The organism is Allobosea sp. GW821-FHT03A12, assembly GCF_058986765.1.
Genome location: NZ_JBYSVZ010000003.1, coordinates 635,944 through 650,390, shown reverse-complemented (window position 1 = coordinate 650,390; position 14,447 = coordinate 635,944). Strand labels below are relative to the sequence as shown.

Annotated in this window: 12 protein-coding genes; 8 read left to right on the top strand and 4 right to left on the bottom strand. The window is 68.5% G+C overall.

Annotation, left to right across the window (positions count from 1 at the left end; genetic code table 11):
* The first annotated feature begins 39 nt into the window (after positions 1 to 39).
* From AC3WLC_RS10680 to minE, 5 genes are all read left to right on the top strand, one after another.
* Entirely contained in the window at positions 40 to 1,161 is a 1,122-nt protein-coding gene (locus AC3WLC_RS10680) for an NAD(P)/FAD-dependent oxidoreductase (RefSeq protein WP_493683902.1), read from the top strand.
* Positions 1,162 to 1,171: 10 nt separating this feature from the next.
* Positions 1,172 to 2,224 carry an NAD/NADP octopine/nopaline dehydrogenase family protein gene (locus AC3WLC_RS10675; RefSeq protein ID WP_493683901.1) on the top strand — a complete coding sequence of 351 codons (1,053 nt, stop codon included), beginning with the start codon at positions 1,172 to 1,174 and terminating at the stop codon, positions 2,222 to 2,224.
* A 365-nt stretch (positions 2,225 to 2,589) separates the two neighbouring features.
* On the top strand, positions 2,590 to 3,342 hold the full coding sequence (gene minC, locus AC3WLC_RS10670) for a septum site-determining protein MinC (protein ID WP_493683900.1): 753 nt from the start codon (positions 2,590 to 2,592) through the stop codon (positions 3,340 to 3,342).
* Positions 3,343 to 3,390: 48 nt separating this feature from the next.
* Complete coding sequence (gene minD / locus AC3WLC_RS10665) at positions 3,391 to 4,206, top strand: septum site-determining protein MinD (protein ID WP_493683899.1); 816 nt, start codon at positions 3,391 to 3,393, stop codon at positions 4,204 to 4,206.
* Positions 4,203 to 4,466, top strand: a complete 264-nt coding sequence (gene minE / locus AC3WLC_RS10660) for a cell division topological specificity factor MinE (protein ID WP_346357096.1) — start codon at positions 4,203 to 4,205, stop codon at positions 4,464 to 4,466. The genes minD and minE overlap by 4 nt, the downstream gene beginning before the upstream one ends.
* A 219-nt stretch (positions 4,467 to 4,685) precedes the next feature.
* On the opposite strand, the gene AC3WLC_RS10655 is transcribed toward minE, so the two are convergent.
* The 4 genes from AC3WLC_RS10655 to AC3WLC_RS10640 form a co-directional block, all read right to left on the bottom strand.
* Entirely contained in the window at positions 4,686 to 5,099 is a 414-nt protein-coding gene (locus AC3WLC_RS10655) for a (R)-mandelonitrile lyase (protein ID WP_346357095.1), read from the bottom strand.
* 181 nt (positions 5,100 to 5,280) lie between these two features.
* Complete coding sequence (locus AC3WLC_RS10650; protein WP_493683898.1) at positions 5,281 to 8,643, bottom strand: error-prone DNA polymerase; 3,363 nt, start codon at positions 8,641 to 8,643, stop codon at positions 5,281 to 5,283.
* The gene (locus AC3WLC_RS10645; RefSeq protein WP_493683897.1) at positions 8,640 to 10,178 is read right to left on the bottom strand and encodes a Y-family DNA polymerase; all 1,539 of its coding nucleotides are present in this window, start codon (positions 10,176 to 10,178) and stop codon (positions 8,640 to 8,642) included. Before AC3WLC_RS10645 ends, AC3WLC_RS10650 begins: the two co-directional genes overlap by 4 nt.
* Positions 10,096 to 10,926 (bottom strand): ImuA family protein, encoded by an 831-nt coding sequence (locus AC3WLC_RS10640; protein ID WP_493683896.1) that lies wholly within the window; start codon positions 10,924 to 10,926, stop codon positions 10,096 to 10,098. Before AC3WLC_RS10640 ends, AC3WLC_RS10645 begins: the two co-directional genes overlap by 83 nt.
* Before the next feature lie 174 nt (positions 10,927 to 11,100).
* On the opposite strand from AC3WLC_RS10640, the gene AC3WLC_RS10635 reads away from it, so the two are divergent.
* From AC3WLC_RS10635 to AC3WLC_RS10625, 3 genes are all read left to right on the top strand, one after another.
* A complete protein-coding gene (locus AC3WLC_RS10635; RefSeq protein WP_493683895.1) occupies positions 11,101 to 12,102 on the top strand; it encodes a DUF808 domain-containing protein in 1,002 nt (333 codons plus the stop codon).
* 104 nt (positions 12,103 to 12,206) lie between these two features.
* On the top strand, positions 12,207 to 13,145 hold the full coding sequence (locus AC3WLC_RS10630; RefSeq protein ID WP_493683894.1) for an AEC family transporter: 939 nt from the start codon (positions 12,207 to 12,209) through the stop codon (positions 13,143 to 13,145).
* Positions 13,146 to 13,188: 43 nt separating this feature from the next.
* Entirely contained in the window at positions 13,189 to 14,286 is a 1,098-nt protein-coding gene (locus AC3WLC_RS10625) for an NADH:flavin oxidoreductase/NADH oxidase (protein WP_493683893.1), read from the top strand.
* Positions 14,287 to 14,447 lie beyond the last annotated feature (161 nt).

Here is a 14,447-nt window from a genome sequence, read left to right as displayed (position 1 = left end):
CGCCCGGCCGGCCGATCCTGACCTTTCGAGGATTGGACAATGAAAGCGATCGTTGTGGGAGCCGGCGTTGTCGGCTCATCGGTGGCCTATCGCCTGGCGCAGGCCGGCGCCGAGGTCACCATCGTCGAGGAGCGGAGGCCGGGCGGCGGCACCTCCAGCGTGACCTATGCCTGGGTCAATGCCTGCGAGAAGCTGACCTCGGAGGCCTATTTCCGGCTGAACTTCGCCGGACGCCAGGCGCATGAGGACATCCTCGCCGAGTTTCCGGGCGCGGACTGGTACCATCGCCCCGGCGTGCTGCAATGGCAGGATGCGGAAGCCGAAGCCGGCGGCCGCGACGGCACCGACCCGCTCGCCAAGCTGCAGCAATTGATCGCCTGGGGCTATCCGGTCGAGGTCCTCTGCCTCGACGACGTCCGCAAGCTCGAGCCCGAGATCAATCCCGGCGCGATCGGCAACGCCCCGGTGATCCACTATCCCCGCGACGGCTGGCTCGATCCGGTGCCCTATTCCGGCGCCCTGATCGCTGCCGCCCTGGAGCGGCATGGCGCGACGCTGGTCGAAGGCCGCGTCGACCGGCTGGCATTGACCGGCGAGCGCTGCACCGGCGTCGTGCTGGCCGATGGCCGGGCGATCGAGGCAGACGTCGTGGTGAACTGCGCCGGCCGCTGGCTCAACGACCTCGTCCAGACGCCCCAGCATCGCATTCCGCTGGCGCCGACGCTCGGCATCGTAGCCTATACCCCGCCGGCAGGCACGCCGCTCCGGAGTGCGCTGCGCACGCCCCTGGTCAACATGCGTCCCGACGGCGGCGGGCGCTTCCTGCTGCGCTCGAACGAGCTCGACCGCCTGCTGGCGAGCGATGAAGGCGCCGTGCCGGCGCATCCGCAGGCGCAGGAGCTGATGCGCCGCGCCATCAAGACGGTTCCGGCGCTGAAGAACATCAACGTCGAGGCGGTCCGGATCGCGACGCGGCCGATCCCGAGGGATTCCTATTCGGCCGTCGGCCCGGTGCCCGGCCTGTCCGGCTACTATGCCGTGGTCAGCCATAGCGGCGTGACACTCGGCGCCTTCCTCGGCGAGGTCGTCGCCGACGAGCTCGTCCATGGGCGCGAGCGCGGCGAGCTCGCCGAGTTCCGCCCGAGCCGCTTCTTCAACTGAGGACGATCCGATGCGTGTCGCCACCATGGGCGCGGGGGCAGCCGCCTTCGCCGCCGCCGCCTTTCTCGCCGAGAACGGGCATGAGGCCGTGCTCTGGTCGCCTTCGGGCATGAGCACGGAGGCGCTCGCCGCCGGCGCCCCGCTCGTGAGCGAAGGCAAGATCGTCGGGGAATTCCGGCCCGGCGTGGCACCAAGCTGCGAGGCCGCCCTCGCTGGCGCGGACGCCGTCCTGATCGCCCTGCCGGCGAACGGGCACAAGCACGTCATGGATGCGATGGCGCCGCTGCTCTCCCCGGGACAACCGGTCATCATCTCCTCGCATGCCTCGCTCGGCGCCTTCTATCTGTCGCGGCTGCTCGCCGCGCGCGGCGTCGAGGTACCGATCATTGCGCTCAGCACGACGATCCTGCGTTCGCGCCGCACCGGGCCGAGCACGGTCAAGATCGCGACCATCCGCAGCAAGGTCGACATCGCCACCTTGCCACGGCGGCTCGCCGACGAAGGGCTTGCTCTCTGCCGCGCGCTGTTCGGCGACCGTTTCCGCAGCGTCGATGGCCTCCTCGCGGTGTCGCTCAGCAACGTCAACCCGCAGAGCCATATGGCGCTGGCGCTGGCCAACTTCACCCGGATGGAGAAGGGCGAGGCCTGGGGCCAGAGCGAGAACCTGACCATCGCGGTCGGCCGCCTGCTCGAAGCCATCGATGCCGAGCGGCTTGCGCTCGCCGCTGCGTTCGGCCTGACGGTCAGGACCATGCGCGAGCATTACTCGCTGACCTATGGCGTGCCGGACGCCCCACTCGGCGAGACCTCCCGGATGCTGGCGGAGAGCCAGCCGACGACGCTGGGGCCGGCAACCATCGACACCCGCTATACGCTGGAGGACGTACCGTTCGGGCTGCTGCCGCTCGCCGAGCTCGGGCGCCTCGCCGGCGTGGCGATGCCGTTGCACCAGGCGGGCCTGGCGATCTTCTCGGCGCTTTACGGGCGCGATCTTGCCGAGGACAACGACATCCTGCCCGAGCTGATGAAGGGTGGTCTCAGCCGCGAGCAGTTGCTCGCCTGAGCAGAGGCGCTGATCGAATCAGGCGATTCGGTCAGCGCTTTTTCTGGCAGGCCACGGCCTTCCAATGCCGTTCATCGGCCGCCGATAGCGCCTTGTCCGCAGGGGATATCGGCCCACCCGAACCTACGAAAGTCGTCGCTGGCTGCGCCTCTCACGCCTTGCGGAGATTCGCCCGGCGCCACCCGTCGACGGGAACTCCCCGTCCGCTGCGCCCAGGACACAGCGCAACTCATCTTATTGGAGAATAACGTTTTTCTTTTTCAACATCGGAGTTCCCGCCCGGCTTTTCCCCGGGAAGCGCGCGAAAGGTTTACCGCTCGTTAACCATTCGATTCCTACATCTGGGGAACCGAAAATTTACCAAGATGACCGCCGTGTTAACCCAACCCCGGCCGATCCGCCTCAAGGGGCGCTCCTATCTCGCGTTGACGCTGACACCCGAGCTGCCCTTCGAGGACTGGCTGGTGCGGCTCGACGATCTCGCCGGCCGTTCCGCCGGTTTCTTCCTGCGGCGGCCGGTGGTGCTGGACGTCGAAGGGCTGGAGATCGACCGCGCCCAATTGCGCGATCTCGTCGGCAAGCTCGGCACCCGCAATGTCCGCATCATGGGGATCGAGGGTGCACGCCCCTCCATGCTCGGGGCCGACCTGCCGCCGGCCATGTCGGGCGGCAAGGCCACCGGCGACATCGAGGAGCCGGCCGCCGCCGCTCCGGTCAACGAGGCCCCTGCCCCCACCCCGGTCGAGAGCCCGGCAGAGATGCCCGCGGCGCCGCCGCCCACCACCGGCGTCCCGGCCTCGCTGGTCGTCACGCAGCCGGTGCGCTCCGGGCAATCCATCTTCACCGAAGGTGACATCACCATTCTCGGCTCGGTCGCCTCCGGCGCCGAGGTCATCGCCGGCGGCTCGATCCATATCTACGGCACGCTGCGCGGCCGGGCGATGGCCGGCACGCTCGGCAATGGCACCGCGCGCATTTTCTGCCGCAAGCTCGAGGCCGAGATGGTCGCCATCGACGGCTTCTACAAGACGGCCGAGGAGCTCGAGCCCGGCCTGCGCGGCAAGCCCGCGCAATTCTGGCTGGAAGGCGAGACCTTCACCGCCGGATCAATGGCTTAGAGCCTCCAAATCGACAGACGGCGCGTCCCCAGGAACTAGGAGAGGTCAATGGGCAAGGTCATCGTGGTCACATCGGGCAAGGGCGGCGTCGGCAAGACGACCTCGTCCGCCGCCCTCGGCGCAGCCCTGGCGCGGACCGGCGACAAGGTCGTGGTCGTCGACTTCGACGTCGGCCTGCGCAATCTCGACCTGGTCATGGGCGCCGAGCGGCGGGTGGTCTACGACCTCGTCAACGTGATCCAGGGCGAGGCCAAGCTGACGCAGGCGCTGATCCGCGACAAACGCCTGGAGTCGCTCTATCTGCTGCCGGCCTCGCAGACGCGCGACAAGGACAACCTCACCGCCGAGGGTGTCGAAAAGGTCGTCGGCGCGCTCAGGACCCATTTCGACTGGGTCATCTGCGACAGCCCGGCCGGCATCGAGCGCGGCGCCACCCTCGCCATGCGCCATGCCGACGTCGCGATCGTCGTGACCAATCCGGAAGTCTCCTCGGTGCGCGATTCCGACCGTATCATCGGTCTGCTCGATTCCAAGACGGTGAAGGCCGAGGCCGGCGAGCGCATGGAGAAGCACCTGCTCCTCACCCGCTACGACCCCGCCCGCGCCGAGCGCGGCGACATGCTGAAGGTCGACGACGTCCTGGAGATCCTGTCGATCCCGCTGCTCGGCATCATCCCCGAGAGCATGGACGTACTGCGCGCCTCCAATATCGGCTCGCCGGTCACCCTTGCGGATGAGCGCAGCGCCCCGGCCCTCGCCTATTTCGACGCGGTGCGCCGGCTCAAGGGCGAGAGCCTTCCTGTCACCGTCCCCGGCGAGAAGCGCGGCTTTTTCGGCAAGTTCTTCGGAAGGAAAGCGGCATGAACCTGCGTCGTCTCTTCTTCCGGCCGCAGTCGGCCCCGGCCGCGCGCGAGCGCCTGCAGGTTCTGCTTGCGCATGAGCGCCTGTCTTCCGACGGCTCCGACCTCGTCACCAAATTGCGCGACGAGATCCTGCAGGTGATCGCCAAGCACGTGCAGGTCGACAGCGACAAGGTCAATGTTCGGATGGAGCGCGGCGCCCAGGTCTCGACCCTCGCCGTCGACATCGAGATCCCGTTCGACGCGGGCAAGAAGGCGGCCTGAGGGCCGCCTTTTCTTTTCAAATCCCCTCTGCTCAAGGCCAATCGCCCGGGCGCCTCCCTTCCCCCTTGTGGGGAAGGGTATGGGGATGGGGGTGGTGCCGCTTGGCGAGCGGCGGCAGGGAATGGGATGGCGGCAGCGACGGCGCCATAAAGTCCGACCGATCGTTCCAGCTTTACACCCCCCCTTCCCCTCCCCACAAGGGAGAGGGGTTCCCGCGCCTCACATCACCGCCGGACCGCGGCCGTCATATTCGGCGTCGGTGACCTTCTCCAGCCAGTCGACGACCTTGCCGTCCTTGGCCTCCTGCACGGCGATATGGGTCATCGCCGTCTCCGGCCCGGCGCCGTGCCAGTGCTTCTCGCCCGGCGGGAACCAGACCACGTCGCCCGGCCTGATCTCCTCGACCGGACCGCCCCAGCGCTGCACGCGGCCGAAGCCGGCGGTGACGACCAGCGTCTGGCCGAGCGGATGGGTGTGCCAGGCCGTGCGGGCGCCCGGCTCGAAGGTGACGCTGGCGCCCTGCACACGTTCGGGCGCATGCGGATTGAACAGCGGATCGATGCGGACGGTGCCGCTGAACCAGTCGCCCGGGCCTTTCGCCGAGGGCCGGGTACCGGCGCGGATGATGTCCATGGGCTGTCTCCTTTAGGCCTGCGTTCGAAAGTGAATTCGACCCTGGCATTCTAGGGCGCTTTTCGCTCAAGCTGCACCGTCATTGCGAGCGCAGCGAAGCAATCCAGCATCGTAGAGCTCTACGCTCTCCTGGATTGCTTCGTCGCTTTCGCTCCTCGCAATGACGGCTGTGCTCCCGGCTTCAATGGAAATCGCGCGACTTCGGCAGGATCCGGACATTGCGGGGGTGGTGCGCCCGCGGATGTTGCGGATGCTTGAACTCGTCGGCGCGGGTCAGCACGATCTCGGCGCGATGCGTCTCGGACAGGCTGAGCAACTCGGCCGAGCGATCGACGACGCGCTTCGCCATCAGGTGGACGACACCCTCCGGGCTCTTCTGCACCCTGCCCTCCACCAGGAGCAGCCGTGCCGCCATGACCTCGCGGCGGAAGCGCTCGAAATCGCGGGCCCAGAGCACGACATTGGTGATATCGGTCTCGTCCTCCAGCGTGATGAAGATCGCATTGCCCTTGCCGGGACGCTGGCGCACCAGCACGACGCCGGCGACGCTCGCCCAGGAGCCGTCACGCGTCGCCGAGATCTGTGCGCAGCTGGCGACGCGCTCGCGGGCGAAACGGGGCCGCAGCAGGCCCATCGGATGGCCCTTCAGCGAGAGCTGCGCGGTCTGGTAGTCGGCGACGACATGCTCGGCGAGCGGCATCGCCGGCAGCGCCATCGCCCGCTCCGCTCCGAGCTCGCGCGCCTGTGCCGCCTCGAACAATGGCAACGCTTCGTCGTCCGGCAGGCGGCGCACCGCCCAGAGCGCCTCGCGCCGGTCGAGCCCGAGCGAGCGGAAAGCGTCGGCATCGGCGAGCAGGCGCATGGCGCGGGCCGGCAAGCGGGCGCGGCGAGCGAGTTCCTCGACATCGCGATAGCCTTCACTGCGGGCCTCGACGAGACGCTTCGCCCAGTCTTCCTTGAAGCCGTCGAGCTGACGCAGGCCGAGACGCAGGGCCCAGGGGCTTTTCCAGCCCGGCGTTCCCGCCTCCAGCAGATTGTCCCAGGCGCTGGAATTGACGTCGATCGGCCGCGGCTCGACGCCGCCATTCTCCTGCGCCTCGCGGACGATCTGGGCCGGGGCGTAGAAGCCCATGGGCTGCGAATTCAGCAGCGCCGCGGCGAAGATCGCCGGGTGATGGCATTTCAGCCAGGAGGAGACATAGACCAGCTTGGCGAAGGAAGCGGCGTGGCTTTCGGGGAAGCCGTAGCTGCCGAAGCCCTTGATCTGCTCGAAGCAGCGCTGGGCGAAATCGCGCTCATAGCCGCGCGCGACCATGCGCTCGACCATCATCGCCTCGTAATTGCCGATGGTGCCGGCATTGCGGAAGGTCGCCATCGCCTTGCGCAGACCATTGGCCTCGATGTCGCTGAACTTCGCCGCGACCATGGCGAGACGCATGGCCTGTTCCTGGAAGAGCGGCACGCCCTCCGTCTTGTTGAGGACCTCGAAGAGCTCGTCGTGCGGACCGTGCTCCGGCGAGGGAGACGGGTAGGTGACATCCTCGATCTTGGCGCGGCGCTTCAGATAGGGGTGCACCATGTTGCCCTGGATCGGGCCGGGGCGGACGATCGCGACCTGAATGACGAGATCGTAGAGCTTTCGCGGCTTCAGCCGCGGCAGCATGTTGATCTGCGCCCGGCTCTCGACCTGGAAGACGCCCAGCGACTTGCCCTCGCAAAGCATGTCGTAGGTCGCCACATCGTTCTGTGGGACGTCGGCGAGGCCCAGATCGATGCCCTCTTTATCGCGCAGCAGGTCGAAAGCCTTGCGGATGCAGGTCAGCATGCCCAATGCCAGCACGTCGACCTTCATCAGGCCGACTGCGTCGATGTCGTCGCGATCCCATTCGATGAAAGTGCGATCGTCCATCGCGGCATTGCCGATCGGCACGGTCTCGTCGAGCCGGCCGCGCATCAGGACGAAGCCGCCGACATGCTGCGAGAGATGGCGGGGGAAACCGAGCAGGCGCACGGCGAACCATACTGCCTGCGCGATCACCGGATTGTCGGGATCGAGTCCGGCTTGACGGATCTGGTTGCGGGTGATGTCGGAGCCCCAGCTGCCCCATTGCGTCGAAGCGAGGCGGGCGGTGACGTCCTCGGTCAACCCCAGCGCCTTCCCGGCCTCGCGCATGGCGCTGCGCGGCCGATAATGGATCACGGTCGCGGCGATGCCGGCGCGCTCACGGCCGTATTTCTCATAGATCCACTGGATCACCTCCTCGCGTCGCTCATGCTCGAAATCGACGTCGATATCGGGCGGCTCGCGCCGCTCGGTCGAGATGAAGCGCTCGAACAGCACATCGCTCTCGGCCGGGTTCACGGCTGTGATCCCGAGCACGTAGCAGACGGCGGAGTTGGCGGCGGAGCCCCGCCCCTGGCAAAGGATGCCCCTGTTCTCGGCAAAGTCGACGATCTGGCGGATGGTAAGGAAATAACGGGCGTAATCGAGCTTGCCGATCAGGGCGAGCTCCTTGGTCAGCAGATCGCGGACCTTGTCCGGCACCCCTTCAGGATAGCGGATTTCACCACGCTTCTGGACGAGGTCTTCGAGCCAGGCTTGAGGGCTCCAGCCGGGCGGAATGGGTTCGTCAGGGTATTCGTATCTCAGTTCCTTGAGATCGAACTCGATGCGCCCAAAGAGATGCTGGATCTCCTCGATCGCCTCCGGCGCTTCCTTAAAAAGCCGGGCCATCTCCTGCGGCGCCTTCAAATGACGCTCGGCATTGGCTTCGAGCAGGCGGCCGGCCTTGTCGATCGTGGTGCCCTCGCGGATGCAGGTCAGCAGGTCCTGCAGGTCGCGCTGCTCGGGCGCATCGTAGAGCACGTCATTGGTGGCGATCAGCGGGGTGCAGGTCGGTGCCGCGATCGCCTTCAGCCGGGCGAGGCGGCGGCGATCATCGCCGCGGCGCGACATGGTCGCGGCGAGCCAGACCGCGCCGGGCGCGGCGGCATCGAGCCGGGCGAGGGTGTCGGAGAGACCGTCGAGCCGGCGCTCCGGCATGACGATCAAGAGGAGGTCGCGAGCGTCATTTAGGAGGTCGTCGAGGGAAAGGATGCATTCGCCCTTGGCGCCACGCAGATTGCCTGACGTCAGCAAGCGGCAGAGCCGGCCCCAGCCGGCACGGTTGGCGGGATAGACGACAATGTCCGGCGTGCCGTCGGCGAAGACGAGGCGGCTGCCGGTGGCGAGCTTGAAGCCTTTCGCCATCGCCTGGAGCTGCGGCAAGGTGAACGGCAGATCGGCGAAGGTCGGGTTCTCGACCCAGATATATTCGCCGGGACTGCCGCCCTCGCGGATTTTCTCGGGAGCCAGCACGCCGTCCTCGCGTAGATCGCGCAAAGCGCTCCAGGCCCGCACCACGCCGGCGACGGTGTTGCGGTCGGCGATGCCGAGGCCGCTCTGGCCGAGCAGCAGCGCGGTCATCACCAGGTTCGGCCCAGGCGAGGCGCCGCGCAGGAAGGAGAAATTGCTCGCAGCGACGGGTTCGGCGTAGGCGGTCATGCGAACAGCCCGTGAAGGTACCAGCGCGGCGCGGTCGTCTCGCGGCCATAGAGGCCAGCTCGGAACAGCCAGAAGCGGCGCCCCTGCGCATCCTCGACGCGGTAATAGTCGCGCGTATGTTCGCCCGGCCCATCGCGCCACCAGTCCGGCGCGATCCGCTCCGGCCCCTCGGCCCGGGCGATCTCGTGCAGCACGCGCCGCCAGCGGAAGCGCAAGGGCGGCCCATCAGGCACCTCGGCCAGGGTCTCGACCGGCTGCGGCGGCTCGAAGAGCTGGAGCGGACGGGCCGGCGGCTCGTCCGGCTGGGCTAAGGGCCAGGGCGCAGCATCTTCCGGTGCGCTAGCTGCGGCCGGGACAAGCGCCGCCTCGCGCTCGGGCTGATGGCTGTCCTGCGCGATGAAGCGCAAGACACGCTCACGGCCGAAGCGAGCAACCAGCCGGTCGACCAGATCGGCGACCGCCTCCTCCTCGACGGCGCGTCCGTCAAGGCTCGCTTGCGGCGTGCCGAGCGGTTCGCAGACCGGGACGGCAAGCCTGATCGCGTCATAGCCGAAGCCGGGATCGAGCGGGTCGGCCAGGCTGTCGATGCGCTCGCGATAGAGGCGCAGGATCGCGGCGGTATCGCGCGAAGGCCGGCCGGTCTCCAGCTGAAGCCTTCGCACGGCGCCGTCGCTGCGGAAGAAACTGACCTCGAAGGCGCGCCCGCCCTCGCCGCGCGCCTCGAGCAGGCGCCCGGCCTCGCCGAGCAGGCGGGCGACGATCTCCTCCAATCCCCCGGTGTCCTGCAGCGGATCGGGGAAATGCCGCTCGACCACGCAATCGGGCGGCGGACGCAAGGGCGTGATCCGGGCATCCTCATGGCCGAGAATGCGGCGCAGCTTCGTGACCAGCGCCTCGCCGAAGCGGGCGGCGAGCGTGTGCGAAGGCCGGCCAGCGAGATCGCCCAGCGTCTTCAACCCAGCACGCGACAAGGCGATCACCGTCTCGGCCGAAGCCTCCAATGCCGAGACCGATAGCGGCAGCGTCCGTTGCTCATCCTCGCTCGGTAACGAGATGGCGCAGCGGCTGAAACGGGAGAGGGCGCGGGCCGCTTCGGGCGTGCCGGCGATGCTGGCGAAGACGGTGAGACCGAGCCAATCCATGCTCCGGCCGACGCGCTGGCGCAGGGCCGCCTCGCCGCCGAAGAGATGGGCGCAGCCGGTGATGTCGAGCACCAGCCCATGCGGCGGATCGAGCGCGACGAGCGGGGTGAAGCGGTCGCAGAGCGCGGCGAGCCATTCGATCAGGCGCTGATCGGCGGCCGGATCGGCCTCGACCACCGTCAGCTCCGGGATGCGGGCGCGGGCGTCGGCCAGGGTCAGGCCGCGCGTCAGGCCGAGCCCGACGGCCTGGCTGTCGCAATCGGCGAGGCGCAGCGCGCCGCGATCCTTCTCGACTAGGACGAGCGGACGCTCACCCGGCCCGGCGGAGCCCCGCCGGCGCAGGCGCTCGCTCGCCAGATAGGGAAACCAGAGGGCGAGATAGCGGCGCTGCATCCCCCGCTCCATTTTTGCTGCCTCCCTCTCCCCCGATCCTGTCCTGGAAACATCGCTCGTCACGGTTCCACTCCACACGCCACTCACGCTCACCAAGGCCGCCGCGATGGCGCAGCAGCCGTAATCCGAAAGCGGGGTCGCCCGGCGCCTGCGCCTCCCGCGCCCGCGACGGCAAGGCATGCACCTGCCAGCGCGTGCTGGCGGCGCTGGGCTGCGGCTCAGCCGCCACCCGCAGCAGCAGGGTCAGGACGCCGGAGGTCTCCGCCGCCAGAGCCAGGCGGCGGCTGGCGGTCAGGTCGAACTGGCGCGGTGCGCCCCAGGGTTCGATCAGCGTCGCCCCGAGCGCGGCACAGCGCGCCGCTTCCGCGCCGGCCCGCAGCGCCCCCTCGCCGTCGCGGACCCTGACCAAGAGGATTTGTGCGGGATCGAGCCCAAGCTCGGCCAGGCCCGGCGGATGCAGGCGCCCGGCTTCGGCATCGAGGAAATCCTGCCGGACCCAGAGCACGGGCCGCGATCCGGCAGCGCGCAGGGCCAGCGCCGCGGCGAAGCCCGTGGCGGCGGGAAGGTCGGCCCCGGCCGAGGCATAAACCTCATGCAAGGCAGCGCGCGCGATCCCTCCCCCCAGCGGCTCATCCAGCGAGGGCGTCCCGAACGCAACCCGCTCCACCGGCGCAAGCTCACGCGCCAGCCCCGCCAGAGCGAGGCTCTGCCGCAAGGCTGTCAGGGATCGGGTGGAGGCGTCTGCCATGGAGATACATGTTCACTTTTTGTTCCATGCATAAAGCGACTCCAAAACGTGCCGGAGTCAAGTCCGCATCCGCTCCGGCTTGCCTGCGGGCGGCTCGCTGCTGTCATATCGGGGCAAACCAGATCACCTATCCGCTGTGCGCCGCCCACCCGGCGGCCTCGCCTGGAGACCGCCATGAGTTCGGGACTGTTCGCCCTTCTCGACGACGTCGCAGCCTTGGCGAAGGTCGCTGCGGCCGCGCTCGACGACGCCGCGGCGCAGGCGACCAAGGCCGGCGCCAAGGCGGCCGGCATCGTCATCGACGACGCGGCGGTCACACCGCGCTATGCTGTCGGCTTCGCGGCGGAGCGCGAATTGCCGATCATCTGGAAGATCGCGCTCGGTTCGCTGAAGAACAAGCTCATCTTCCTGCTGCCGGCGGCTCTGGTGCTCAGCCTGGTCGCGCCCTGGGCGATCACGCCGCTGCTGATGGCGGGCGGCGCCTATCTCTGCTTCGAGGGCTTCGAGAAGGTCTACGAGCTCGTGGTGCCGCATGCGCATCGCGACGAAGCGGCCGGCGAAGGCGGCACCGACGCCCTCGACGCCAGGCAGCTCGAGGACCAGAAGATCGCCGGCGCGATCAAGACCGATTTCATCCTCTCGGCCGAGATCATGGCGATCACGCTCTCCACCATCACCGCCTCGTCCTTCTGGATGCAGGCGCTGGTGCTGGCCGTGGTCGGCCTCGGCATGACCGTTCTGGTCTACGGCGTCGTCGCCCTGATCGTGAAGGCGGACGATGCCGGCGTCGCGCTGGCGCGTAGCCGCATCCTCCCGGTCCGGCTGCTGGGACGTGGCCTCGTCACCGGCATGCCGCCCTTCCTCAAGCTGCTGAGCGCCGTCGGCACGGCAGCGATGCTCTGGGTCGGCGGCGGAATCATCATCCACGGCCTCGCCGGCTACGGGCTCGCCGGGATCGAGCACGCCATCCATGCCGTCGCCGTCGTGGTCGGGAAGGCTTGGCCGGCGCTCGCAGCTCTGCTGGAATGGCTGACCACCGCCGCCGCGTCCGCGGTGTTCGGGCTCGCGGTCGGCGGGCTCTGCCTCGTCGGCATGCATTTCATCGTCGAGCCGGTGCTGAAGGCGCGGCGCGGCAGCGACGCGAAGACCGCCGCCGCAGAGGCTGAGCGGCATTAAACGCCGCCCAAGCGCAGGCCCCATGCGTCTATGGCAGCCGCACGCATTGCTGAAATCTGCTAGCGCGATCGCACAGGCCCGCCACGCGGGCGATCGGTCCGCCCATGCTGCAATTCCTCGCCACCAGCACGCCCTTCTTCGCGGTGATCGCGCTCGGTGCCTTCACCGCCTGGCGCGGCATGTTCGCGGCCGACACGGTCAGGGTGTTCAACACCTTCGCGTTCATGGTGGCGACGCCGGCGATGGTGCTGCGAGTGATGTCGCGCCAGCCGATCGCGGAATTGTGGAACGGCGTCTTCTTCGCGGCGCTGGCATTGATCGGGGTCACGGTGCTCGCCCTCGCGATCCTGCTGCAGCGGCGCCTGCTCGGCCTGCCCTTCACCAATGCCGTGTCGCGAGGCCAGGCGCTGGTTGGCGGCAATTTCGCCTTCCTCGGCATCCCGCTGATGCTCGCCTTTCTCGGCGACAGCGCCGCGGCGCCGATCGCGATCGGCCTGATCTGCGATACCGCCCTGATCGTGCCACTCTCGATCGGGCTGATCGAGGCCGGGCGCGGCCAGGGCTCGCCGCTGGTGATCGCGCTCAGACTCGTCCGCGGCACGATCGTCAACCCGTTCATGCTCTCGATCATGGCTGGCATCGCGCTGTCGCTGAGCGGGGTCGCGCTGCCGGAGCCGGTCGACCGATTCCTGCTCTTCCTCGGCGCCTCGGCCGCCCCGGTCGGCGTCTTCGCCCTGGGGATCGCCGCCTTCCAATGGAGCCGGCAGGGCAGGCTGCCCTTGCGCGGCGTGCTGCCGCTGGTCGTCGGAAAGCTCGTTCTGCATCCCCTGCTGACCTGGGTGGTGCTGGCGCTGGTGCTGAAGCTCGATGCGTTCTGGGTCCAGGCCGGCGTGCTCTATGCGGCGCTGCCGATCGCGGCCAATGTCTTCGTCATTTCCGAACGCTTCGACACCGGCAGCCGCCCGATCGCGGCGGCGATCGTGATCTCGACTGCCGCCGCAGCCCTCACCTTCCCGCTAGCGATCTGGCTGATCTCGCCCTGAACCGCCATCATACGCGTCCGAAATCGCCTGCCCGGAGACATCCATGCCCAGCCAGCTCTTCCAGCCCTTCGACCTCGGCGGCCTTCATCTGGTGAACCGGGTCGTGATCGCGCCGATGTGCCAGTATTCGGCCGAGGAGGGCTCGGCCACCGACTGGCACCTGATCCATCTCGGGAACCTCTCCCTGTCGGGCGCCGCGCTCCTGATCATCGAGGCGACGGCGGTCGAGGCGGAAGGGCGGATCAGTCCGGACGATCTCGGCCTGTGGAGCGATGCGAACGAAGCGGCGCTGGCGCGCGTGCTCGAAGCGGTCCGGCGCCATTCCGACATGCCGATCGGCATCCAGCTCAGCCATGCCGGGCGCAAGGCCTCGGTGTACTCGCCCTGGACCGGCGGCGGGCAGCGCCCGCTCGATGATCGCGGCTGGCAGACGCTCGCTCCCTCCGCATTGCCGATGCAGGCCAAGGATCGGCTACCGCTGCCGCTTGATTCAGCCGGGTTGAAGCGGATCCGCGAGGCCTTCGTCGCAACGGCGCGCCGGGCGGTGCGGCTCGGCCTGCAGGCGATCGAGCTGCATTGCGCCCATGGCTATCTGCTGCACCAGTTCCTGTCGCCGCTGGCGAACCAGCGCGAGGATGCCTATGGCGGCTCGCTGGAGAACCGGATGCGCTTCCCGCTCGAGGTCTTCGAGGCGGTGCGCGAGGCGGTGCCGGCCGCGATCCCGGTCGGCGTGCGCGTCTCCGGGACCGACTGGGTCGAGGGCGGCTGGGACATCGGCCAGACCGTCACCTTCTCGGAGGCGCTGAAGGCGCGCGGCGTCAGCTTCATCCACGTCTCCAGCGGCGGCGTCTCGGCAGCGCAGAAGATCGCACTATCCCCTGGCTACCAGGTGCCGCTGGCCCGTGCAGTGAAGGCGGCGACGCGCGTGCCGACCATCGCCGTCGGCCTGATCACCGATTACGAGCATGCCGAGGCGGTCGTCGCCGGCGGCGATGCCGACATGGTCGCGCTGGCGCGCGGCATCCTCTACGAGCCGCGCTGGCCCTGGCATGCCGCCGCTCATCTCGGCGCCAGCGTCAAGGCGCCGAAGCAGTATCTGCGCTCGCAGCCGAACCGCTTCCGGACGCTGTTCGAGAGCTGAATCGGCCTCACGCCGTCATTCCGGGGCGCCGCATAGCGGCGAGCCCGGAACCTATGAACACGACACTGTTCCAGTTTGTCATGCTCGCCCTTGTGGCGAGCATCTGCGTCTTGAACACCACCTTCGACCAGCGAAGACGTGGATGGTCGGGACAAGCCCGA